Raw genomic sequence first — 23,419 nt, 5'->3', positions numbered from 1 at the left:
TTAGATAGAAAGAATCTCGTTGATGTGTAAGTAAGTATCCTTTACTTTCTTTTTGTTCTTAATGGTTTTGTTGAATGGAACGTGGGTTACATCACCATGAACCAATCCTACCATGATACTTTTTTGATCATCCAATAATGCTTCAACAGCAGCAACACCCAAAGTAGAAGCTGTTACACGGTCGAAAGCCGATGGAGAACCACCACGCTGCATATGACCAAGTATCGAAACGCGAATATCATATTCAGGATGTTCTTTTTCAATTTCTTTGGCAATGGTATAAGCACCACCTGATTTATCACCTTCGGCAACAATTACAATACCGCTTGATTTGTGCTCTTTGTATCCTTTTTCAAGGTAAGACTGCAACTCTTTTGCGTGAGTTTCTTTTTCTGGAATCAGAATTGCCTCAGCACCAGTAGCAATACCACTACGCAAAGCGATAAAACCAGCATCACGACCCATTACTTCGATAAAGAATAAACGGTTGTGAGCACTTGCAGTGTCGCGAATTTTATCTACAGCATCGATTACAGTATTGATGGCAGTATCGTAACCAATTGTATAGTCAGTACCATACAAATCGTTATCGATCGTTCCTGGTATTCCTACCACAGGAATATCGTGTTCCTGGGTAAAGATGCGAGCACCCGAAAAAGTACCATCACCACCGATTACAACCAAAGCATCGATTTTGTTATCAAGCATTTGCTGATAAGCTTTTTGTCTTCCCTCTACAGTTCTAAACTCCTGGCTTCTTGCCGAACGAAGAATAGTTCCTCCTTTTCCTATGATGTTACTTACATCGTGAGATTTCATTTTTTTGAAATCACCATTGATCAGTCCTTCATAACCTTGTTTGATACCAACAACTTCAAGTTTGTTGAAGATTGCAGTACGAACAACTGCGCGAATCGCTGCATTCATTCCCGGAGCATCACCTCCTGATGTAAGCACACCTATTTTCTTAATTCTTGACATGCTAATATTTATTTTATTTTCAAGTTTGATTTTCTCACTAATCTCGTTCATCAACCAGGCTGGAGTAGAGGTAGCACCACTAACACCAATCGATTTGGCATTGGCAAACCAACTCATATCGATATCTTGTGGCTCCGATATGAAATAACTGTTTCGATTTGCTCCTTTGCAAACATTGAACAGCAATTTGCCATTTGAACTTTTTTTACCACTTACAAAAACTACTACATCGTGTTTTTGTGCAAATTCCTTGATGTAAGGAACCCGGTTTGCCACCTTTCTGCAAATGGTATCATGCGCCTTAAAAGAGGCTTTCATTGTGTTTTTCAATTGTTCCCTTACCAGCTTAAAACCTTCAAGTGTTTTTGTGGTTTGCGAAAACAATTCAACGGGTAATTCAAGATTTACAGATTTAAGGTCTTTAACTGTTTCAATTACAATTGCATTTCCTTCTGTCTGACCCACCAGGCCGTTTACTTCGGCATGGCCTTTTTTTCCGTAAATTAAAATCTGGCCCTTTTCTTCTTTAATGGCACGGTAGGCTTTTTTGATTCTTTTCTGAAGGTTTAATACTACCGGGCAAGTAGCGTCTATAATTTCGATTTTATTTTTCTTCGCCATTTGATACGAAGATGGCGGTTCGCCATGTGCTCGAAATAGCACTTTTTTCCCTTTTAAGCCTTTAAACTCATCGTGCTCGATTGTCTGTAATCCTAAATCGTTAAGGCGATTTACCTCAATACTATTGTGAACAATATCGCCAATACAGTATAGCTGACCATCTTTGCTAAGGTTTTCTTCAGCCTTACCAATGGCATTTACTACACCAAAACAAAAACCTGCATTAGGATCAATTTCAATCTTCATTCTTCTATTTGTATTAAAAGCAAATTAAACGACTTCATTCATTCTTTCAACAATCCAATCCAATTGCTCTTCCTTGCTCAGGTTGCTATTGTTCAAAACAATGGCATCATCGGCTTTTCGCAATGGACTTTCATCTCTGTTTTCGTCGATATAATCTCTTTTCTTTACATTTTCACGGATATCATCAAGTGATATATCTTCGCCTTTATCTTTCAGTTCTTTATAACGACGAACGGCTCTCACCTCAACATCGGCAGTCATGAAAATTTTAAGTTCGGCATTGGGAAATACTACTGTTCCAATGTCGCGACCATCCATAATCACTCCGCCTTCTTTGCTTAACTCACGCTGAAAAGCAACCATTTTTTCTCGTACAAACTTAATTTTTGCAATTAAGCTTACATTGTTCGATACTTCAAGCGAACGAATTTCATCTTCTACCAACTCACCATTTAAATAGGTTTCATGTCGTTGCTTTGCATCATTATACTGAAACGAGATAGAGACCTGATCGATTAAATGGTTCAGTTTATTTTCATCTACCTTGTCGTTACTTACCAGATTGTTTCGCATGGCAAACAGGGTAACCACTCTGTACATTGCTCCACTATCGATATAAGTGTAATTTATTTTTTTTGCTAAATCTTTGGCCACTGTGCTTTTACCACAAGATGAATGGCCATCAATCGCTATAATTAGTTTCTTTTCAGATATGTTCATTCTTTGTATTGCTGATTTTTTTGTGCAATTGGGTACAAAAGTAGTAAGAAAATCGATCAAAAATAGGTTTCGTGGTTTAAAAAATGCAGACTATTCCTGCGCTTACTCGCCTGTAAACGATTGCAATGCGATATTTATATTCGGAAATTACCTAAAATTAAAGTCACTAAGTCGTGTACTTACAGAAAAATGATTGCTCGAACCAGCCAAATGATATTTGGCCGAAGCAAAATTGATGCGAAAGCGAGAAATTTTGAAACCAAAACCCCATGTAAAGCCAACGGTCGATTTTTTTTCTTCTACGCTTAGCTCGTCTCTTCTTTGAAAATTATATCCCAATCGTACCGAGAAATTCTTGGTAGGAAGAAATTCGGCTCCTAAAATTACGTGCTTTAATGCTTTTTCCACAAATCCATCTTCCGAAGATTGATTGGAAAACGAATCATCCACCTGGTTCAATTCCGATTGGTAGGATTGATCAAATTTTTCGAGATGACGATAGGTTAAGGCAAATCGGAAAGGAGCATGCTGTAATTTAGTGCTGAGTCCAATTAGCACTTCGTTGGGAAGATCTTCACGGTGCGAACCATAGTAAGGTTTTACCTGGTATCCAAAATTTCTGGCAACAAGAGCCGCCCTAAAAAGTTTATCAGAACTATCGTAAATTACTGCCATATCGGTTGCCAAACCAAATGAATTGTATTTTTCCAGCGAAGAATAAATGGGTTTAAGCGTTACTCCAATCCTTACATTTTCATTGATTTGTTTTCCGTAACTGATAAAAAGAGCATAATCGGAAGCTTTAAAATTACCTGTGATATCGCCGAGTTCGTCGGCTTCGGTAAATTTCCCATAGTTTACGTAGTGCATGCCCAATGAGAAGGTTCCGATCTTTTTGTAGCTTTTTGTGTAGGAGGCATATCCATAATTGATATCGGCCAAATAACTTACATAGTTCAGGTTGATTGACTGATCCAACTCAGGATGAAGAGCCGCCGGGTTATAAAAGGCATAGTCGGCATCAACATTTCCCAAAGCCACCTGGTCGCCACCCAAAGCGGCAACACGAGCCGAGCTTCCCAGGTTCAGGAATTCATAGATGTTCTCGCCTGCAGACTGGGCAAAAGTCTGAAAACCAAACAGGATTAGGAAGAGACATATGGAAAGTGTTCTGTTCATCTTATATTTTAAGAAATCTAAAGATATAAATCCGAATTGAAACGAGGCTTACAATTGATCTTTTTTCTTTTTCAATCGATCGGTTACCTCGTACACTGCCGGGCAATAATGTGTGTTTTTTAAGGTAAGATTCAGAATTTGGTAAAAGCGTTTTCGATCGGTGTGCGGGTATTCGCGACAAGCTCTTGGGCGACTCTCGTATACCATGCAGTAATTATCGGGCATTAAAAATGGGCAAGGAGCTTCGCGAAATACGTAGTCGTTGTCCTTGTCCATTTCCAGATATTGATCAATGACTTCGGCAGGTTTCATACGAAGATGTTTGGCCAGGCGTTCAATGTCTTTATCGATAATAATTGGACTAATGCTTTTGCAACAATTGGCACATTCAAGGCAGTCCAGTTCTTCAAATACTTCGTCGTGAAGTGCATGAACAATTGTATCCAGTTGTTTTGGTTTCTTCTTTTTCAACCTGGCAAAAAACTCTTTGGTATCGGCCTCGGTGTTTTTGGCTTTAACCTTCAACTGCTCTAAATCGACCTTTATTTTGCTCATGATTTACTTTTTAACTTTTGAGAATTTTAGTTTGGCCTGCGATAGGAACAATCCGGAAATTACGATAGAAATTCCAAGCATTTTTTGAAATGTTAGTGTTTCGTTCAGTACAAAAAATGCAAAGATTGCAGTAAACACAGGAATGGCATTGATAAAAATGTTGGATTTGTTAATGCCCAGGTGTTTTATTCCGTAAGTAAAAAAGATAAAGGCCAATGATGATGCAAAAACTGCCAATTCTACCAATGCAATCCACACTTCGGCCGTAGGTTCAGCATTCATAAAATGATTGAATTCGAATGTGAGGAACAAAGGCAAAAAGAATGCGATTCCAATCAGGTTTTGATAAGATATCAGCGTAAGCGGATTGTATTTTGAAGCCAGGCCTTTTAGCACAATGGAATAGCCAACTGCGGCTGCTACCGCTACAAACATTAAGGCAATGCCCAATGGCGAAGCTACCAAATCGAATTGTTTGTTGAAAATGATTACACCCACACCAATCACCGAAAAGAGAATTCCCAGCACAATTTTCGGACTGATTTTTTCTTTGTGGAAAAAGTAAGCGCCGAAAGGGGAGAAGAGTGGTATGGTTGAAATAATTACCGCACCTAGTGTAGATGAGACCAGTTTTAACCCAAAACTCTCGCCCAGGAAATACAAGAAAGGTTCAAAAAATGCCAGGAGAACCAGGTGCATTCTGTCTTCTTTTCTTATGCCTTGAATTCGTTTTAGACTTTTGCCAATTAGGAATAAAAGTGCAGACGAAATAATAAGGCGCAATAAAACTGTTGTCATTGGATTGTACACCAGGTACACAATTTTTACCCATACAAAAGAGAAACTCCAGAAAAGCATCGCCAATACAATACTGGCGTATACCATAAGAGATTGTTTGTTCATTTTCAGTTAGCTTCAGAAATTTGAGGCGAAATTACTGAATTATTTTGAGCTTTTGAGTTTGGAGAATTACTTCTTATCCTTCCCAAACCACTTTTTTGTATACGGCACTGTATCATCAATCAGAAGTGCTTCTTGAATCAGGAGCATTACATCTTCATTAATGTCTGTAAGTTTGCTAAGACAGATGCTGCCGACCATTTTTCGATCTCTGAAATCAAGTTTTTTGTTTTCGTCGGCAAATTCGAGCGCTCTTGTAAATGAGAGATCTACACTTCCATTTTTATTGGCAAGCAGGTAGCAAATCCACGATTTTCGGTAGTAGAATGGAGTTTTATACTTGTATTTTGCAACTACATGAGGATAAGACAAAAGCAATTGATGGACTTGTAAAAGAATTTCTCTTTGCTCTCCTTCACAATTGTAGATGTATTCCTCAATATGATCCATATTTTAATATTCTTTTATGTGAGTTTTGAATTGCAACCACTCACGTGCTGCCTCTTCGGTTGCAAATGCATTTACGGCGTACTTATCGTTCTCGGAAAGAAATTTGAAAAAGATAGTAAGTGCCGTTTCGTTTGGGTTTGCAACAATTAAAGCATCGGTGATGCTATCGTATTTTTCGAGAGATTGATTGTTGGCCGCAACTATTTTTGGAATGTCGTCGGGGCCAAAACACATTGTTGCATCAATGGCATTGGTTAAAATTTTCAGATCTCTTGGGTAATCCGATCGATTCATGGTAGCATGAATGTATTCAATTATATCTTCACAAAAAATATCACCAGTGTAGGTAACCTCCAGAATTTTGGATGTAGGGTTTAAGTGGGTAGTAATCATATTTTAATTTGGTAATGTGGGCTTACCAAAAATAAAAAAACTTTCACAAAGCTATGTTTATGAAAGTTTAAATTTTATTTTTTTTTGATCGATTTAATGACAACAAGAAGGTTCTTCCTGCTGAGCTTCTTCAACCGGTACAGTCATTGCCTTTTCTGGCGGACTTAGGTAAGGGATACCAAGACTTAATCCTCGAAGGATAAATAGCACACCAATAAATACTATGGCGTAAGGAATGAGCTTGGTGATTTTTTTTCGGAGTTCCAATGTAATCATATTGCCCAAAAGCGAAATGGCCAATAACATGGGTAGTGTACCCAATCCGAAAATAAACATGAATAAGCTACCACTTGCCGACGAACCGGTTGCAATGGCTCCTGCTATGGCGAAGTAGACCAAACCGCAAGGCAATAAGCCATTTAGCAAGCCAATCATAAGTAATGATCCGTAGCTGCGTTGTGCAAATAGTTTGCCCAGCGACATTTTTAGCTTGCCAACAAAAGAGAATACACCTTTATCGGCGTTGAATCGGTTTTTATAAATCGATGGTGTAATTACCGAAAGAATCATAATGGCACCCATAATAATGGAAACCCACTGTTGGAAACCACTCATTACCAGGCCGCGCCCCAAAAGTCCGAATACAGCTCCCATTACTGCATAGGTAATGGCTCTGCCTAAATTGTACAAAACGCCTCCAAAGATTCTGGCCAGCCAAGAATCTGTTTTCAGTGGAATGGCCAATGCAATAGGTCCACACATTCCAACGCAGTGAAAACTGCCTAAAAGTCCTAATGTTAATGCTGATATGTATACCATGAATTTTTTATTATTAACCACAAAGTGCGCTAAGTTCATTCACAAAGAACACTAAGTTTTAAAATATTACTCTTTTAATACCATGTTTTAGAGATTTGACATTGAAGTTAACCAACAAGCCCAATTTGCATTTGGAAAGTTTCAGGTATGTTAATATCTGTGCCAAATGAACATCATTTAAAGTTTCAACAGCCTTTATTTCTACAATTACAGAGCTTTCTACTAGAAGGTCTAGTCTATATCCACTTTCAAGTTTTACATCTTTATAAACCAGAGGAAGCGCTTTTTGCTTCTCAACATGCAAGCCTTCCTGACAAAGTTCATAAAATAAACACTCTTCATAGGCACTTTCCAATAAGCCAGGCCCTAAAGCCGTATGAACTCTAAATGCACAGTCGAGAACTTTCTTATAGATTATTTCTCTGCTTAAGATTGAAGTGCGTGGTACCATACTTTGATGTTACTAACTGTTAATTATAAACTTTGTGTTCTTTGTGAAATGCCTTTGTGTCCTTAGTGGTTAATTACTTACTCAAATAAATCGCCTCTTCCTTATAGTATGGAATATTGTTGTGAACCCAGTCTATTTTAATGGTATATCTACCTTGTAAGAGCTGATCTGTTTTTAGGGTATGAATTCCGCTATCATTTACAGCCAGCTTATACTTTAGATCTAAATCGTAATCGGCAGGGCGGTACACAATAATGTTACCTTCAATGCCGGATTTCATTTCAGATGGAAAGCTAATTTCAATGCTTTCTCCAGTTTGTTTAATGCTAACAGGCGTTTCAAGTTGTTGTGCATTCCTTATTTTATCGATTTTATCCTGATGTTTCACCCCTGTTGGATAATAATCTTTCGAAACCAAATTGATTTTTTGAGTGGTACTAAATCCCACAAAAATCAATACACCAATCACATATATCGATGCCATGATTCCCAATTTTGTTCCCCAATTGATTTTCTTCATGTTTTAACCCTCTATATTTTTGTTCGACTTTTAATTGGGTCCAACAAAAGTTAATTCTACTTCCTCTATTAATCTATCATCGGCATAAACTCCAATTTGAATTGGAATTTGATCTCCTTTTATTTCCTGCATAGGAAGAATGGCAAAAAAGACTCCTTCTCTAATGGAGCTTGCATTTGCTTTTAGTTCTTCTCCAATCACTTTTATTTCGCCCTCATGATCCATGATTTTAAAGTGAATTGGCACCTCCTGTGTGGTTTTGTTAACCACTTTAAAGTTATACATATTGCTGATTTTACCATCATCCTGTTGCTGATACATTAATCCAGGAGTGCGTAGAATGATTGCCTCTAAATCGGTTCTGGAAGCAAACAAAGCAATTACAACTCCAATTAATGCCGTTAGCACGATGGTATAGGCAATTTTTCGCACTGGCCAGTTGTTCTTTTTCCCTTCGGCAATGTTTTTTTCAGAATCGAAACGAATCAATCCCTTAGGTTTTCCTACCCATTCCATTACCGAGTTGCATTCGTCAATACAAGCAGTACAATTGATACATTCCAGCTGTGTGCCATCTCTTACGTCGATACCTGTTGGACAAACATCAACGCACTGATAACAATCGATACAATCGCCTTTACCTTCCTCTTCTCGATCTTCTCCTGCCTCTAGCGGAGCGCGTTCTTCACCTCGTTTGTAGTCGTATGCTACAACAATGGTGTTAGAATCCAACAAAACGCCTTGTAATCTGCCGTAAGGACAAATCATGGAACATACCTGTTCGCGCAATTTTGCAAATACAAAGTACATTACAGCCGAGAAGGCCAATGCTACTGTAAATCCAACTTTGTGTTCTGAAATGGGATCATTCATGATTTTCCAAAGCTCATCAATTCCAATGATGTATGACAGAAAGGTGTTGGTAATGAGAAAACAGATCGCGTAAAAAATGATTGCTTTCAGCGATTTTTTCCAGAATTTCTCGAAGTTATACGATTGTGCATCAAGCTTTCGTTGTTCCTGGTGCGATCCTTCAATTAAATATTCAATTTTCCTGAAAATAAACTCCATAAATACGGTTTGCGGACATGTCCATCCACACCATATTCTACCATAGCTCACCGTAAAAAATACGATAAATACAAAGAGTGTAATCATCGAAAACAGGAAGATATGGAAATCCTGGGGCCAAAAACGAACCCCAAATACAATAAACTTACGCTCCAGAACTTGAAACAGAAACAATGGCTCGCCGCCAATTTTCACAAATGGCAGGCCAAACATCAGCGCAAGCAGGATGTAGCTTACCACATTTCTGTAGTTGTAAAGTTTACCTTTGGGTTTTTGGGCGTAAACCCATTTTCGCTTTCCACTATCGTTCAGTGTGGCCAACTGATCACGATAAGTGTTGTAAGGATTTTCGGGTGTCATTTTTTGTTTATTGTCGGATATAAAAGCAAAAGAGTCTACCAGCCTATGCTGATGACTCTTTTGAGTATTTTGAATTTTATTCTACCAATTCACCTTGAGCTTCTCGTGCATTAGGAGGATTTGTTCCTTGCAAACTCATGGTGTAACTAGAAACTTGTAACATTTGTTCTGGTGAAAGTTGATTTTGCCATGCTAACATTCCTTTCAGTGGTCTACCAACTTTAATAATTTGGTAAACATCTTCTAAAGAACCACCGTTTAACCAATATTTATCGGTAAGGTTTGGACCAATGGCATTTCCTTCTCCAACGGGTCCATGGCAGGCAATACAGTTCTTGTCGTAAATTTCCTTTCCTTTGGCAAGATTTTCAGCATCTGTCATTAAAACCAATGCGCTTTCATCGAACTTTGGTTTTGGTTTGTTTGCTTCTGCCAAAGCCATTTCTTTATTGTACTCAGCGATTTGTAAGTCGTCACCGAATACATGGTAACGGAAAATGTAAACAGCCGAAAATACGATTGTTGCATAGAATAAGTATCGCCACCATTTTGGCATAGGATTATTCAATTCTCTGATACCATCGTAATCGTGGTCGCTAATCAGGTGTTTGTTTTCTTCAATATATTTATCGTTATCCATTGCTATAGATTTAGGGTCAATTATTATTTATTTCAGAAGAATTCATATCATCTTCATCAAGAGCATAGCTTTCCATTTGAGCAAAATAGGTTTTGTTGCTTTTCTTAAAAGCCCACCAAACCATTCCTGCAAAAAACAGGAAGAAAATCATCAGTGAAATGCTTGGAAAGAATCCCACATCTGCTATTCCTTGTAAGTAATGACTAACTAATTTCATATTCTTTCGATTTTAGATGAGCGACATGAGAAGTGAGACAAGTTTTATCTCAATTCTCATATCCTGTATCTCATGTCTATTCTTTTACTGATATATCTCTACCCAAACGCTGTAGGTAAGCAATCAAAGCAATAATTTCTCTATCGCTGGTTACATCGATCCCATTTGCATTCAAATCAGCAGCAATTTCCTGGGCTTGTTTTTTCAAGTCTTCGTTTGCTACCTGGTCGTAATTAGCAGGATAAGGCTCTTCATCGTAAGGAACCCCAAGTGTTGTCATTGCTCTAATCTTAGCCGGGGTTGATGAAATATCCAACTCGTCTTTAATCAACCATGGATACTTCGGCATGATGGATTGAGCATTCATTTTTTGAGGGTCCAGCATGTGGTTGTAATGCCATACATTGGTCTTGTACATCTTACCACCAGGAACACCTGTACGAGCCAAATCCGGACCTGTACGTTTCGATCCCCAAAGGTGTGGATGATCGTAAACAAACTCACCAGCTTTAGAGTACTCACCGTAACGTTCAGTTTCTGAACGGAACGGACGAACCATTTGCGAGTGACAAGTATTACAACCTTCACGGATATAAATATCTCTACCTTGTAATTCAAGTGGAGTATATGGTTTTACACTTTCAATTGTTGGAACATTCGATTTAATCAGGTAAGTTGGAATAATCTCGAAGGCACCACCAATTAGAATTGCCACTGTCGACAATATCATAAATTGTATAGGCTTTCTTTCCAACCAACGGTGTAAACCTTCTCCTTTTTCACGTTTTTTAGGTGCATGCAATGCAGGAGCCGAAGCTTCTTCATTGTCGGCACATTTACCTGAAGCAGCTGTTTTAAGAAGGTTGTAAACCATCAGGAACAAACTTGCAAAGTATAATAATCCACCCAGTACACGAACGTGGTACATTGGAAGAATTTGTGTAATTGTTTCAAGGAAGTTAGGGTAAGCCAATAATCCGTCAGGAGTAAACTCTTTCCACATTAAAGTTTGAACTACTGCACCCCAGTACAATGGCAGAGCGTAGAAAATCATCCCTAATGTACCCATCCAGAAGTGTGCGTTGGCAAGCTTTTCTGAATACAACTTGGTTTTCCACATTTTAGGGAACAAGTAGTAAAGCATACCGAATGTTAAGAAACCGTTCCAACCCATTGCTCCAATATGTACGTGAGCAATTGTCCAGTCGGTGTAGTGAGTTAATGAGTTTACCCATTTCAAGGACATCATTGGACCTTCGAATGTTGACATACCATAAGCTGTAACGGCAACTACCATAAACTTCAGTGTTGCGCTATCGCGAACTTTATCCCATGCACCACGAAGGGTAAGCAAACCGTTGAACATACCTCCCCAGGATGGTGCAATCAACATGATTGAGAATACAACTCCTAATGATTGAGCCCAATCAGGAAGAGCAGTGTATAACAAGTGGTGAGGACCAGCCCAGATATAAAGGAATACCAATGCCCAGAAGTGAATAATCGACAATCTGTAAGAATATACAGGTCGGTTAGCAGCCTTAGGCAGGAAGTAGTACATTAATCCCAGGTATGGAGTGGTTAAGAAAAATGCTACTGCATTATGACCGTACCACCACTGAACCAATGCATCCTGAACACCTGCGTAAACAGGGTAAGACTGAATCCAGCTGTATGGAAGCTCAATAGAGTTTCCAATGTGAAGCACGGCAACAGTTACAAATGTTGCAATGTAGAACCAAATGGAAACATAAAGGTGGTCAGCTCTACGTCTAAGAATTGTACCAAACATGTTCCATCCGAATACAACCCAAATAATGGTAATTGCAATATCGATTGGCCATTCAAGCTCGGCATATTCTTTACTTGTAGTGATACCAAGTACAAATGTTATTGCAGCTGAAACGATAATCGCCTGCCATCCCCAAAAGTGAACCCAGCTTAGCTTGTCGCTAAACATTCTGGCTTTTAGCAATCGCTGTAGCGAATAGTATACCGCTGCGAAAATTCCATTACCAACAAAGGCAAAAATTACCGCATTGGTATGGATTGGACGAATTCGACCAAAAGTGGTGTATTCCAAATTAAAATTAAAAACAGGGAAAGCAAGCTGTAATGCTGCCAATAACCCTACCAACATTCCGACTACTCCCCAAAGTATGGTTGCGTAGGCAAAATATTTAACGATTTTGTTATCGTACGAAAAATGTTGTGTTTCCATTAAATTAAGATTTATGGTTCTTCTTTGCTGTGTTTTCTAATTCAAGTAATTCTTCTGATTTCTTCTCTTTGTCTTCGAATAAAATTCTTACCGAAGGAGAGTAAGAGTCATCGTATTGTCCTTTTTTCACGGCCCATAGAAATCCGAATAGGAATCCTCCTGCCACGATCATACTCACACCGATTAAAACGAACAAAACACTCATGTTTATTATCTATTAGCTGTCTGCCTATGCTTTCAGCTGGTTTATATTAATTCAACTGAACAGATTTTGATGTTTGATACATCTCCATTCTATCCGATTTTTTTCTATTGATCTGATTCTCTCTATTCTTTACAATTAAATTGGTTGTGATGGTCGTAAATGCAACAATCGACACCGAACTAATTGGCATTAATAATGCCGCTACAATTGGCGATAATATCCCTTGTATGGCAAAATAAAGGCCCACAAAGTTATACATAAAAGAAAGCAAAAAGCTCAATTTTACAATCCAAATGCTCTTTTTTGTAATGGATAGGAAACGAGTCAAATCAGAAAACTTAGATGATTCCAGAATGGCATCGCAAGCAGGTGAAAAATGATAGACATCATCTGCAATTGAAATTCCTACATCGCTCGACTTTAATGCACCTGCATCATTCAAGCCATCACCAATCATCAGCACTTTTTTTCCTTCGCTCTTCAGCTTATTAATGTAATCCAATTTATCCTTAGGCGACTGGTCATATCTCAGGTTGGATGAGGCCGGGAATATTTTTTCCAGGTTCTCTCTTTCCGAGTCATTATCGCCAGTAAGTACATGCAAATCGTACTTCGATGATAAGCTGTTGATCAAGTCAGATAAACCATGCCTGTACTGATTGCTCAAACTGAAATGACCTTTCACTTTATCATCAACAGAATAGTAAACCTCTGTTGTTAGCGATTTGCTTTCTGAGATTCCTTCCGATATAAATTTTGCTGAACCGAGTTTGATCTCACGTCCATTCACTTTACCCGATATCCCCATTGATGGAAGCTCATGATAGTCTTCTACATTTTCTGGACTAATATCTTTTAGGTAATCGTAAATGGATGAGCTTAAGATGTGGGTAGAATGCCTGGTTAAGGATTTTACAGCTACATAATCTTCTGCAGTCAGTTTATCACCTTTAAAAGAAATTTTTACTTCGTCGGCCTGGGTAATGGTTCCCGTTTTATCGAAAACGATGCTTGTAATGGCATTTAATTTTTCGATTACGTGGGAAGATTTTAAATAAATTCCCACACGTCCCATTAAGCGCATGGTATTTCCCAATGCAAATGGTGCCGATAGTGCCAGGGCACAAGGGCATGCAACAATAAGCACAGAAGTAAAGGCGTAAATGGCTTTGCTGGTATCATTAAACAGCCAGTAAACACCACTTAATACTGCAATGGCAATAATGATAAGTGTAAAATGTTTGCTAATCCTGTCAATCAATGAATTCAATTTGGAAGCTTCACTATTCTCTTCTTCAAACTGGTTCCATAACTGGGTAAGACGGCTTTGAACCACATCTTTCTCAATGGTCAGTTCAATGGCACTACCCATCTGCTTTCCTCCGGCAAAAATCTGGTCGCCAGCTTCTTTAAATACTGGTTTCGATTCTCCTGTAACAAAGCTGTAATCAATCTGGGCATCTCCTTTGGTTAAGATACTATCGGCAGGAATCAATTCCTGGTTCCTGATTAGAATGATATCACCTTTTTTCAGTTTCTCGATAGGAGTGCTTACTTCCTGCCCCTTTTCCATTTTACTTACAGCAACAGGGAAATAGGAACGGTAGTCTCTTTCGAATGATAAAGCCTGGTAGGTTCTGTTTTGATACCATTTTCCAATCAGTAGGAAAAAGATCAATCCAGTAAGGGAATCCATATAACCTGCGCCAGTGCCGCTAAAAATTTCGAAGGAACTTTGAATAAAGAGGGTTAAAATCCCCAATGAAATGGGCACATCGATGTTTACAAAACGATGCTTAATGGCTTTGTATGCCGAAAACAGGTAGTCGTTTCCACTATATAGAAATACCGGAAGAACCAGGAAGAAATTCATCATTCCAAAGAAATTTTTGAAATGTGTTTCCAGGTATTCATTCCCGGGTACATATTCTGGCAAGCTTAAAAGCATGATGTTTCCAAAGCAAAAGCCTGCGATTCCAATTTTGTAAAGCAATTTTTTGTTGGCATCCTTGTTTTGCTTTTGCTGCAACTTGTCCAGGGTAATTTCAGGCACATAGTGAATCGACGAAAGCAATTCTGCCAGCTGGCGAATGCTTAGCTGCTCCGAATCGAAGGTGAGACTCACCTCTTTCTTTACAAAGTTAACCACCGATTTTAGCACACCCTTATTCAGGATATTTAAATTCTCAAGCAACCAAATACAAGAACTACAATGAATTGCAGGAATGTATAAGTTGAGTTTCCTGATATTTCCTTCAGAGAAATCGTAGAGCTGATTTGCAATCTCATCTTCATCGAGGAATGCAAATTTTTCCTTGAACCTGGCCGTTTCGATTTTAATTCCCGGATTGGCTTCAAAATCGTAGTACGAACAAAGTTCATTCTCGTGCAAGAGCTGGTATACAGTTGAACAACCGTTGCAACAAAATGGCTTATCATTCCACATAACGGGATGTTTGCCACAGTCGTCGCCACAGTGTACACAAATTTGATTTTTTGTTTCTTGCTGCATATTTGCCATCTTGCAGAGCGTAATTTAAATTCTGACTATGAGAACAGATTCAAGTTTAATTTATATTGTTGTTGCGATAACCGCCCTTCACTTTCTATTTGGTATTGGATATCTTCTGTATAAACTGGGAAGACCGTCAAAATCCAAAAAGGATGAAAGTGAAGAAACCGATTAGTCTTTGCTTTTTGCCAATTTTGGCAGTTTGATCATTTGGAACAGTACCATAAAGATCACACTCCAAATGGCCAGTACACCACCTACAAAAGTGACAATGATCCAGATTGGAGCATTAGCTCTTGTTCCCCACATTGCTCTTTCGTCAAGCGGATTTACCGGGTCGGTAGGAACACCAAGCGTTACCACCCTGGCTTCTTCCAATTTTCCGTAGAAAGCATCATCAGTTACCTTTACAAGCATGTTTACTTGTCCTTCTCTGTCGCCAGGAAGATCTACAGGAAACTGAATCTGAACATCACCCGTTTCGTTTGTGTATGGGTCTTCGCCCGATACATCAAGATATCCGAAGCTTCTCTTTACAAGAAAGCTCATTTCGATGCCTTGCAATCCCACGCGTTTTCCTTTGTCCGTTAGGCCGCTTAATTTGGCCAACATGGTTTTGTCTTCTTCGTTAACATTTAGTTCAAGCTTAACATCAGTTACTTCTGGATTTTTTACCTCAGCAACCTGTTGTTTCACCTTTTTATTTTTGTCAAAGGATCTTAAAAATGCAATCACCATCCATTTGTCTTCGTCGCTAATGGTTTTTTCGAAGGCCGGCATTGCTCCTTGACCTTTATTCACCTTGTAGAAAATTTCACCATCGCTTTGTACCAAAAAGTTTTGGGCTCCTAAATCCGTTGGAGCAACAGGAGCCAATGGTAACATATTTGCCATTGTTGGATCGCCATGACAAGACTTACACTGGATATTATAAATTTTCTTACCAGAGCTAATGTTTTTAGAAGTAGCTTCGTAAGGATTTTGTTTCTTTTTTGCAGAAGCTGGAACTGTCCATCCCTGCGCATTTGCCATTGAGCCTGAGAAAACAAAAATCAGGAACAAAGCAGCTATATTTTTCATTGTATTCTTCATGATTCGATTCGTTTAGGCATCAATTTTTACTTCAATTCCTTTACTTTCTGCAGTTTCTACAATTGGAACTACAGGGAAAATTTTTGAAAGTACAGTGATAATCAACAATACCAATGCAAAACTTAATACGGTAACCGAAATTTCGATTGCACTTGGGTAGTAGTGTACAAAGTTTTCAGGTACATTCTGAATTGGTAAATGTGGATGAAGCATTGTTGGAATTACAATTACGTAACGCTTGAACCATGCACCGGCCAAAACAAATAATGAGATAATCATGATTGGAAGTGGCTTTCTGAACTTATTATTCACCAATAGGATAATTGGAATGATATTACCCAGCAATTGAGAAGCCCAGAACATGATTGCCCAATTTCCATAGAACAACTCTTTCAGGTGAATGTCATCACCAGTCTTCATTTTATATCCAGGAACCAAAAATTCGTTCAAGTTGAAATACAGGTATACCAAACATACAGCTACCAATAGCTTACCCATTTTATCGAATTGCAATTCGGTAATATAATCCTGAAGTTTATAATTCACCCTAAAGAAATACATGGCAATAATTAAAGCTGCTGAACCCGCTACAAAAGCACCGGCAACAAAGTAAGGACCAAAAATTGTGGTATCCCAACCATTGCGCAATGTTGCAGCAAACAACCATGAAGTAACAGTGTGAATTGCCAAACCGATAGGAACGATCAGAACCATCAGGGTACGAATCATTCGGTGTAAGTGCTTGTGTTGTGCTGGTGTATTAATATATCCTAAAGAAAGAATATTGTACAACTTCTTCATAATAGGAGAAGCCTTGGTTAATTCTTTTTTACAGATTGCCAAATCGGGAATCATTGGTAAAATCAATAACAAAGCACTCACCGTTAAATAGGTGGTGATTACGGTAACATCCCAAAGAATTGGAGATTGAAAACGACCGTGAATCATTACATTTAGCACTCTGTCTGGTCGACCCATATCAAGTACAATTACCAAACCTGCCACGGCCACAAAGGCGACGGCTATAATTTCGGCAATTCGGGAAATGGGTGTTATCCAGTCGATTCGAAGCAATCCTAATATTGAGGAAATCAACATTCCAACCAAACTAACCGCTACAAAGAACACAAAGTTGGCAATGTATAATCCCCAGGACACGTAATCGCGCATTCCGGTAACACCTAATCCATCTTTCAATTGAATATAGTAGGCCCAACCGCAAACACTAATTACAGTAATTAGAAATACAATCCAAAGTTCAAGACCTTTGTGGTTTTGCATTGGATGTAGAATGTCTTTTTTTATTTTCTCAAACGAAAGAGTAGTTTCTTTCTGTTTTGGTAAGTCATTCATAAGATTAAGTTATTTAGGGCAAATAATTATCTATTGTTTTTTAATTGATATTCTAGTGAAGGTTCTCTTCGTTTAACAAATCGCCATTAAATTCAAAGGCTCTGTTTTTAGGAGGTAGGTAGTACACTCTTGGCTTGGTTCCCAATTCTTCCATTAAAGTGTAACCAGCGTTATCCTCAATTAATTTTGAGAAACGAACAGTTTCACCAGTGGTTCCGTTTGTAACGGCATCCTCGTTCTGATCACCAAAGTAGTATACGCCATTCGGACAGGCCGATACACAGGATGGAAGCTTATCTTCGCGCAACCTGTCGGCGCTGAACAGACACTTGCTCACTGTACCTTTCTTCTGAGGAACGTTTGCTTCAATATTATAGGTAAGATCTTTGTATTTTTCTGCATCCTTAGGTTCTGTCCATTGGAAAATACGTGCAGAGTAAGGACAAGCTGCAATACAGAATCGGCAACCAATACATCTTTCGTTATCGATTAGCACGATACCATCCTGACGCTTGAAAGTTGCATCAACCGGGCAAACCTTTGTACAAGGAGGGTTGTCGCAGTGCTGACAAGGTTTTGGCATGAAGTAAGGAGCTGTGTGCTCGGCATCCTGCATTTGCAAAACATTAATGTGATGCTGATCTTGTCTTAACTGGTGGTGATTCTGACAGGCATCCATACATTTTCTCGCATTTCGGCACTTGCTCAAATCAATCACCATTACGAATGATTTTCCAGGAATCCCTTCGCGACCTCTTTTCTGAAGTTCATCAAGTGGTTCAGTAACCGTAGGTCGCAACTGGTTTTTGTCCACTTGCACAAGTTGTCCGTCTTGTGTAAGTAAATTCACCATTTCTGCTGGTTTTTTTGCTGCTGCCTTAGCTGCTCCAATTAGAGAAAAGCTACTGACAACGCCCGCAGCACCAACCGAAATACCAAAACTTTTCAGGAATTTTCTTCTGCTGTGGTTTGATGTCTCTTCTTTCATTATGCTTTAAGGTTAGTTTTTTTTCAAAAAATAATGTCAAAATACCGATCGCTGATCCGTATCATTGATCATTCAAATTACTCTTTAAAACCATTCTAAATAAGAAGAGGCAATTCTTGTTGCTGCTGGCTTTAAAGGCTTTTTGTTTAATCTTTTTATGTTATACCAACGTTTGCGTGGTCATTCAAATATAAAGAAATATATCGAATTCATATTCGTGCTATTTAGCATTAAGAATGACACTGCCTTTTTTATTATTTTAATTCATTTTCTCGATGATTTGATCTAATGTCTTGAAAGATCGACAATTAGGGTGATTTGGGAGCTTTATTGAGCTCACCAACTATTATTTAGTGAAATACTGCATTGTCTGTTAATTATACTCGAATTGTACTGGTGTGATGTAGCTAAAATCAAGATTAATAGGTAGATGTGGGATAATTCACACCTTGTGCAACCGTCTGTTTATTAAATGTTTATTGATTTTTTAGATGCTGTTATAAAAAGTATCTATGTGATGGTGCATGAATGGTGCAGAATATAGTATACATTTGGATTGTTTATTGATAAATAATAAGAGATGAATTAGTCTTTAATTTATCATGTGGGTGTCATCAACTTAGAAGAAATTAATTTAGGGTAAAAATTATGAAACCATTGATTATACTTAGAAAAATATGGTTTTTCTATTATGAGGGATTTGTCCATCAGAAAGAGTGGAGCAGGCAAGTGTGGTTCATTATTATTCTGAAATTATTTATTATGTTTTTTATTTTAAAATTTTTCTTCTTTCCCAATTTTCTGAAATCAAAATATTCTAATGATAAAGATCGCGGTGATTACGTGATTGAACAATTAACTAATCCTAAATAATATACGGAAATGGAAAACTTTGACATGTCATTGGTCGATTGGTCGAGGGCTCAATTTGCACTAACGGCAATGTACCATTGGATTTTTGTACCATTAACACTGGGTTTGGCATTTATTATTGCCATCATGGAAACCATCTATTACAAAACCGGTAATCTTGAGTGGAAAAAGATTACCAAATTTTGGATGACACTTTTTGGAATCAATTTCGCCATCGGGGTAGCAACAGGTATTATTCTGGAGTTTGAGTTTGGTACCAACTGGTCTAATTACTCCTGGTTTGTAGGAGATATTTTTGGTGCACCCCTCGCGATAGAAGGCATAATGGCCTTTTTTATGGAATCAACTTTTATAGCAGTCATGTTTTTTGGCTGGAATAAGGTGAGTAAGAAATTTCATTTGATATCGACCTGGTTGGTAGCTGTTGGTTCGAACCTTTCGGCATTGTGGATTTTGGTAGCAAATGGTTGGATGCAAAATCCTGTTGGAATGCAATTTAATCCCGATACTGCAAGAAATGAGATGCTTAACTTCTGGGAGGTTCTTTTCTCTCCAACAGCAGTGAATAAGTTTTTACATACCATTTCGTCGGCATATACTTTGGCTGCAATTTTTGTAATCGGAGTAAGTTCGTGGTATTTACTGAAAAAGTTGAATGTTGCATTTGCAAAAAAGAGTATTGTGGTAGCTGCCGTTTTTGGTTTAATTACCTCTTTGTTTACGGTGATGACCGGAGATAATTCGGCTCGGGAAATTGTACGAGACCAGCCCATGAAGTTTGCCGCTATGGAGGGTTTATATGATGGATCGGAAGGAGCTGGCCTGGTTGCATTGGGATTTATGTCTTCATCTTCCGAGTCGGGCAATGAGAACATGAAGGATTTTAATTTTAAGATTGAAATTCCAAACCTGTTGTCCTACATGGCTTATATGGATAAAAATGCTTTTGTTCCGGGTGTAAATGATATTATCAATGGCTATACCGATAATGAGGGAGAAGTTCATCCATCGGTAAATGAGAAGATTGTGATGGGACAAAAGGCAATTTTGGCTTTAAAGAACTACAAGCTGGCTCAAAAAGAAGAGGATACTGAATTGGCACAATCGTCATTAGCGGTGTTAAATGAGAACTTCAAATATTTTGGATACGGGTATTTTAATGATCCTTACGATGTTGTTCCGCCAATTTCGATCACATTCTATAGCTTTCATATAATGGTTGGCCTGGGCATGTGGTTCCTGCTTTTGTTTGTATTGGCTCTTTTGTTTGTGTTCAAGGAGACAATCGTAAATAGGAAATGGTTTTTGCGTGCTGCCATATGGAGTATTCCCTTGGCCTATATCGCTTCGCAGAGCGGTTGGATTGTGGCAGAAATGGGCCGACAACCCTGGGTAATTCAGGATTTAATGCCAACCCTAAGGGCAGTTTCCAATATCGATACCACATCGGTTAAGATTACTTTCTTTTTGTTTTTAATTGTGTTTACCGGACTTTTAATTGCTGAAATTAAAATCATGCTAAAGCAAATTAAAATCGGACCTAATCATGGAGGACATTAATCATGTTTGAGAATTTATCGCATTTGGCATTACAGCAATATTGGTGGGTAATCGACTCACTTTTGGGAAGTATTTTGGTGTTCCTGATGTTTGTTCAGGGTGGACAGACCTTAATTTACCGAATTGGGAAAACAGAAGAGGAGCGCAGTTTGTTGATTAATGCGCTGGGTAGAAAATGGGAGTTCACATTTACCACATTGGTAACATTTGGAGGAGCTATGTTTGCCTCTTTTCCCTTGTTCTATTCCACTTCTTTTGGCGGAGCTTACTGGGTTTGGATGGCAATTTTGTTCTGTTTTATCATTCAGGCAGTATCGTATGAGTTTCGTTCGAAACCTTCCAATGTTTGGGGAGCAAAAACCTTTGAGATCTTTCTTTTTATCAATGGTTTATTGGGTACAATTCTAATTGGTACCGCTGTGGGAACCTTTTTCAATGGAGCCGAATTTACTGTAAATGATTTGAATCAATCGAGATGGGCAACGCCATACGGGGGCTTGGAAGCGGTACTGAATATCCACAATGTGGCACTTGGCCTAAGCGTATTTTTTCTGGCTCGCCTGTTGGGAAGTTTGTATTTCATTCATCATATCGATCAGGATGAAATTGTAAAGCGATCGAGAAAACAACTTTTATATTGTGGGATCCCTTTTTTGGTCATGTTCTTGTTTTTTGCCATTCGCTTATTGCTGATGGATGGATTTGCAGTTCATCCGGAAAACGGATTGGTAAGCATTGAAGCGTACAAGTACTTGAATAACTTTCTGGAAATGCCATTGCTTATATTCCTGTTTTTGGCAGGTGTTTGCCTGGTTCTGTTTGGCCTTATTAAATCTTACCTGATTGAAAAATATAGCAAAGGATTTTGGTTTACAGGTGCAGGAACCATATTTGTTGTGTTTGCCCTGTTTTTGGTGGCAGGATTAAATCATACTGCATTTTACCCATCGCTAGCCGATTTGCAATCGTCGTTGACCATTCAAAATGCTTCATCATCTCATTATACCTTAACGGCAATGAGTTACGTGTCCTTAATGGTTCCTTTTGTAGCGGCTTATATTGTGTGGGCCTGGAGAGCCATAAACAACAAAAAACTTGATGTAGAAGAATTAAATGCGGAAGAGCATAAATATTAAAACTGGGAAATTATGTATATATCATCAATAATCTGGCTGCTTACCTGGCCATTGCTCATTTATATCAGCTATAAAGCGGTACGTTATGCATTGCTAAAATTAGAGGCGAAATTGGATGAATAAATTTGACAGGTAGCCCTTTTTCGCTTGCCGAATCTTGTTTGAATCATTTTAGGATCTCAACTAAAAATGTATTTTTGTGCAGCCTAATTTTTAATATATGAGTGGATTGGAAAATATCAAACCTATACATAACTGGTTCAATAAAAAATTGGATACTCATCCGATTGTAATTAGTGGTCCGTGTAGTGCAGAATCTGAAGAGCAGTTGGTATCGACCGCTAAGGAGTTGAACAAAACAGAACAGGTACAGATATTTCGTGCAGGTGTTTGGAAACCCCGAACCCGACCAAATTCTTTTGAAGGAAGAGGTTTGGATGCTTTGCAATGGCTTAACAGCGTAAAGTTGGAAACGGGATTGCTTACCATGGTAGAGGTTGCTTCGCCAAAGCATGTTGAAATGTGTATGCGCCATAATGTAGATATTTTATGGATCGGTGCACGAACGACTTCTAATCCGTTTTCGGTTCAGGAGTTGGCCAGTGCCTTGCAGGGAATGAATATGCCGGTAATGGTTAAAAATCCAATTAATCCTGATATCAATCTTTGGATTGGGGCATTGGAAAGAATCCATAAGGCAGGCATTACAAAACTGGCTGCTATTCATCGTGGGTTTTATCCATTCGAAAAAACCATTCTGCGAAATATCCCAAAATGGGAAATTCCAATCGAATTGAAATCTCGTTTTCATAATTTGCCTATTATCTGCGATCCGAGTCATATTGCCGGAAGCCGAAAGTACATTCAGGAAATGGCACAAAAGGCCATGGATTTGAATATGGATGGCTTGATGATTGAAAGTCATATCAATCCGGATGAGGCTTTGAGTGATGCCGAACAGCAACTTACACCACAGGATTTAAACCAGATTTTGAGAAGTTTGGTTTGCCGTGTCGATGTAGTGGGAGAGGACGAAATCGATCAGTTGGTTAAATACCGCAGTCAGATTGATTCGGTAGATGCCCAGTTGATTGAATTGCTTGCTCAGCGAATGAATATTGTTGAAGAAATTGGCGCTTACAAGCAGGAAAAAAACATGACTATTTTGCAATTGGAGCGTTGGGAAAAAGTGAGAGAAAGAGGGATAGACCTGGCAAAAAGCTTAGGACTTACAGAAAAATTTACCACCCAATTGTTACGCATGATCCATAAGGAAGCCATTCTGAAACAGAATGAGGTGATGAATCGATAATCATAGATCTATCATAAATCTGAAAAACGCCACAATTGTTGATT

Annotated in this window: 24 protein-coding genes; 5 read left to right on the top strand and 19 right to left on the bottom strand. The window is 38.5% G+C overall.

Annotation, left to right across the window (positions count from 1 at the left end; all coding sequences use genetic code 11):
* The 16 genes from pfkA to ELS83_RS02845 all read right to left on the bottom strand — a co-directional run bounded on the left by pfkA (nucleotide 1) and on the right by ELS83_RS02845 (nucleotide 15,061).
* Nucleotides 1-1,848, bottom strand: coding sequence for a 6-phosphofructokinase (pfkA, locus tag ELS83_RS22420; protein WP_283242709.1), 1,848 nt, complete (start codon nucleotides 1,846-1,848; stop codon nucleotides 1-3).
* 24 nt (nucleotides 1,849-1,872) lie between these two features.
* Nucleotides 1,873-2,568 (bottom strand): (d)CMP kinase, encoded by a 696-nt coding sequence (gene cmk / locus ELS83_RS02915; protein ID WP_171594030.1) that lies wholly within the window; start codon nucleotides 2,566-2,568, stop codon nucleotides 1,873-1,875.
* Between the two features lie 147 nt (nucleotides 2,569-2,715).
* Nucleotides 2,716-3,747 carry a type IX secretion system protein PorQ gene (gene porQ / locus ELS83_RS02910; protein ID WP_171594029.1) on the bottom strand — a complete coding sequence of 344 codons (1,032 nt, stop codon included), beginning with the start codon at nucleotides 3,745-3,747 and terminating at the stop codon, nucleotides 2,716-2,718.
* A gap of 48 nt (nucleotides 3,748-3,795) precedes the next feature.
* Nucleotides 3,796-4,302 carry a YkgJ family cysteine cluster protein gene (locus ELS83_RS02905; RefSeq protein ID WP_171594028.1) on the bottom strand — a complete coding sequence of 169 codons (507 nt, stop codon included), beginning with the start codon at nucleotides 4,300-4,302 and terminating at the stop codon, nucleotides 3,796-3,798.
* A 3-nt stretch (nucleotides 4,303-4,305) separates the two neighbouring features.
* Entirely contained in the window at nucleotides 4,306-5,205 is a 900-nt protein-coding gene (locus ELS83_RS02900; protein WP_171594027.1) for a DMT family transporter, read from the bottom strand.
* Nucleotides 5,206-5,271: 66 nt separating this feature from the next.
* Nucleotides 5,272-5,652: a DUF1801 domain-containing protein gene (locus ELS83_RS02895; RefSeq protein WP_171594026.1), complete on the bottom strand. Its 381-nt coding sequence runs from the start codon at nucleotides 5,650-5,652 to the stop codon at nucleotides 5,272-5,274.
* A 3-nt stretch (nucleotides 5,653-5,655) separates the two neighbouring features.
* Nucleotides 5,656-6,045, bottom strand: coding sequence for a hypothetical protein (locus ELS83_RS02890; protein WP_171594025.1), 390 nt, complete (start codon nucleotides 6,043-6,045; stop codon nucleotides 5,656-5,658).
* Between the two features lie 93 nt (nucleotides 6,046-6,138).
* Nucleotides 6,139-6,864, bottom strand: coding sequence for a sulfite exporter TauE/SafE family protein (locus ELS83_RS02885; RefSeq protein ID WP_171594024.1), 726 nt, complete (start codon nucleotides 6,862-6,864; stop codon nucleotides 6,139-6,141).
* Between the two features lie 58 nt (nucleotides 6,865-6,922).
* Entirely contained in the window at nucleotides 6,923-7,315 is a 393-nt protein-coding gene (locus ELS83_RS02880; protein ID WP_171594023.1) for a GxxExxY protein, read from the bottom strand.
* Nucleotides 7,316-7,388: 73 nt separating this feature from the next.
* Nucleotides 7,389-7,835, bottom strand: coding sequence for a FixH family protein (locus ELS83_RS02875; RefSeq protein WP_171594022.1), 447 nt, complete (start codon nucleotides 7,833-7,835; stop codon nucleotides 7,389-7,391).
* Between the two features lie 30 nt (nucleotides 7,836-7,865).
* Nucleotides 7,866-9,266: a cytochrome c oxidase accessory protein CcoG gene (ccoG, locus tag ELS83_RS02870; protein WP_171594021.1), complete on the bottom strand. Its 1,401-nt coding sequence runs from the start codon at nucleotides 9,264-9,266 to the stop codon at nucleotides 7,866-7,868.
* Between the two features lie 76 nt (nucleotides 9,267-9,342).
* Nucleotides 9,343-9,906: a cbb3-type cytochrome c oxidase N-terminal domain-containing protein gene (locus ELS83_RS02865; protein ID WP_171594020.1), complete on the bottom strand. Its 564-nt coding sequence runs from the start codon at nucleotides 9,904-9,906 to the stop codon at nucleotides 9,343-9,345.
* Between the two features lie 16 nt (nucleotides 9,907-9,922).
* Nucleotides 9,923-10,123: a cbb3-type cytochrome oxidase subunit 3 gene (locus tag ELS83_RS02860; RefSeq protein ID WP_171594019.1), complete on the bottom strand. Its 201-nt coding sequence runs from the start codon at nucleotides 10,121-10,123 to the stop codon at nucleotides 9,923-9,925.
* Nucleotides 10,124-10,199: 76 nt separating this feature from the next.
* Nucleotides 10,200-12,344: a cytochrome-c oxidase, cbb3-type subunit I gene (gene ccoN / locus ELS83_RS02855; RefSeq protein WP_171594018.1), complete on the bottom strand. Its 2,145-nt coding sequence runs from the start codon at nucleotides 12,342-12,344 to the stop codon at nucleotides 10,200-10,202.
* 4 nt (nucleotides 12,345-12,348) lie between these two features.
* On the bottom strand, nucleotides 12,349-12,549 hold the full coding sequence (ccoS, locus tag ELS83_RS02850) for a cbb3-type cytochrome oxidase assembly protein CcoS (RefSeq protein ID WP_171594017.1): 201 nt from the start codon (nucleotides 12,547-12,549) through the stop codon (nucleotides 12,349-12,351).
* A 46-nt stretch (nucleotides 12,550-12,595) separates the two neighbouring features.
* Entirely contained in the window at nucleotides 12,596-15,061 is a 2,466-nt protein-coding gene (locus tag ELS83_RS02845) for a heavy metal translocating P-type ATPase (RefSeq protein WP_171594016.1), read from the bottom strand.
* A 37-nt stretch (nucleotides 15,062-15,098) separates the two neighbouring features.
* On the opposite strand from ELS83_RS02845, the gene ELS83_RS02840 reads away from it, so the two are divergent.
* On the top strand, nucleotides 15,099-15,236 hold the full coding sequence (locus ELS83_RS02840; protein WP_171594015.1) for a hypothetical protein: 138 nt from the start codon (nucleotides 15,099-15,101) through the stop codon (nucleotides 15,234-15,236).
* On the opposite strand, the gene ELS83_RS02835 is transcribed toward ELS83_RS02840, so the two are convergent.
* The 3 genes from ELS83_RS02835 to ELS83_RS02825 are packed head-to-tail and all read right to left on the bottom strand — an operon-like array spanning nucleotide 15,233 to nucleotide 18,494.
* A complete protein-coding gene (locus ELS83_RS02835; protein ID WP_171594014.1) occupies nucleotides 15,233-16,153 on the bottom strand; it encodes a c-type cytochrome in 921 nt (306 codons plus the stop codon). The two genes, ELS83_RS02840 and ELS83_RS02835, sit on opposite strands and share 4 nt — an antisense overlap.
* 12 nt (nucleotides 16,154-16,165) lie before the next feature.
* On the bottom strand, nucleotides 16,166-17,506 hold the full coding sequence (nrfD, locus tag ELS83_RS02830; protein ID WP_171594013.1) for an NrfD/PsrC family molybdoenzyme membrane anchor subunit: 1,341 nt from the start codon (nucleotides 17,504-17,506) through the stop codon (nucleotides 16,166-16,168).
* Between the two features lie 52 nt (nucleotides 17,507-17,558).
* Complete coding sequence (locus ELS83_RS02825) at nucleotides 17,559-18,494, bottom strand: 4Fe-4S dicluster domain-containing protein (protein ID WP_171594012.1); 936 nt, start codon at nucleotides 18,492-18,494, stop codon at nucleotides 17,559-17,561.
* Between the two features lie 648 nt (nucleotides 18,495-19,142).
* On the opposite strand from ELS83_RS02825, the gene ELS83_RS02820 reads away from it, so the two are divergent.
* The 4 genes from ELS83_RS02820 to ELS83_RS02805 all read left to right on the top strand — a co-directional run bounded on the left by ELS83_RS02820 (nucleotide 19,143) and on the right by ELS83_RS02805 (nucleotide 23,375).
* Complete coding sequence (locus ELS83_RS02820; RefSeq protein ID WP_171594011.1) at nucleotides 19,143-19,367, top strand: DUF4492 domain-containing protein; 225 nt, start codon at nucleotides 19,143-19,145, stop codon at nucleotides 19,365-19,367.
* A 9-nt stretch (nucleotides 19,368-19,376) separates the two neighbouring features.
* Nucleotides 19,377-20,927, top strand: a complete 1,551-nt coding sequence (locus tag ELS83_RS02815; RefSeq protein ID WP_171594010.1) for a cytochrome ubiquinol oxidase subunit I — start codon at nucleotides 19,377-19,379, stop codon at nucleotides 20,925-20,927.
* Nucleotides 20,928-20,929: 2 nt separating this feature from the next.
* Nucleotides 20,930-22,063, top strand: a complete 1,134-nt coding sequence (gene cydB / locus ELS83_RS02810; protein WP_171594009.1) for a cytochrome d ubiquinol oxidase subunit II — start codon at nucleotides 20,930-20,932, stop codon at nucleotides 22,061-22,063.
* A gap of 220 nt (nucleotides 22,064-22,283) precedes the next feature.
* Nucleotides 22,284-23,375 carry a chorismate mutase gene (locus ELS83_RS02805; protein WP_171594008.1) on the top strand — a complete coding sequence of 364 codons (1,092 nt, stop codon included), beginning with the start codon at nucleotides 22,284-22,286 and terminating at the stop codon, nucleotides 23,373-23,375.
* Nucleotides 23,376-23,419: the final 44 nt, after the last annotated feature.

Source organism: Marinifilum caeruleilacunae (genome assembly GCF_013141825.1).
Taxonomy (GTDB): Bacteria; Bacteroidota; Bacteroidia; order Bacteroidales; family Marinifilaceae; genus Marinifilum; species Marinifilum caeruleilacunae.
Note: the sequence above shows the minus strand (reverse complement) of the source record. Positions and strands in the feature narration are given on the sequence as shown.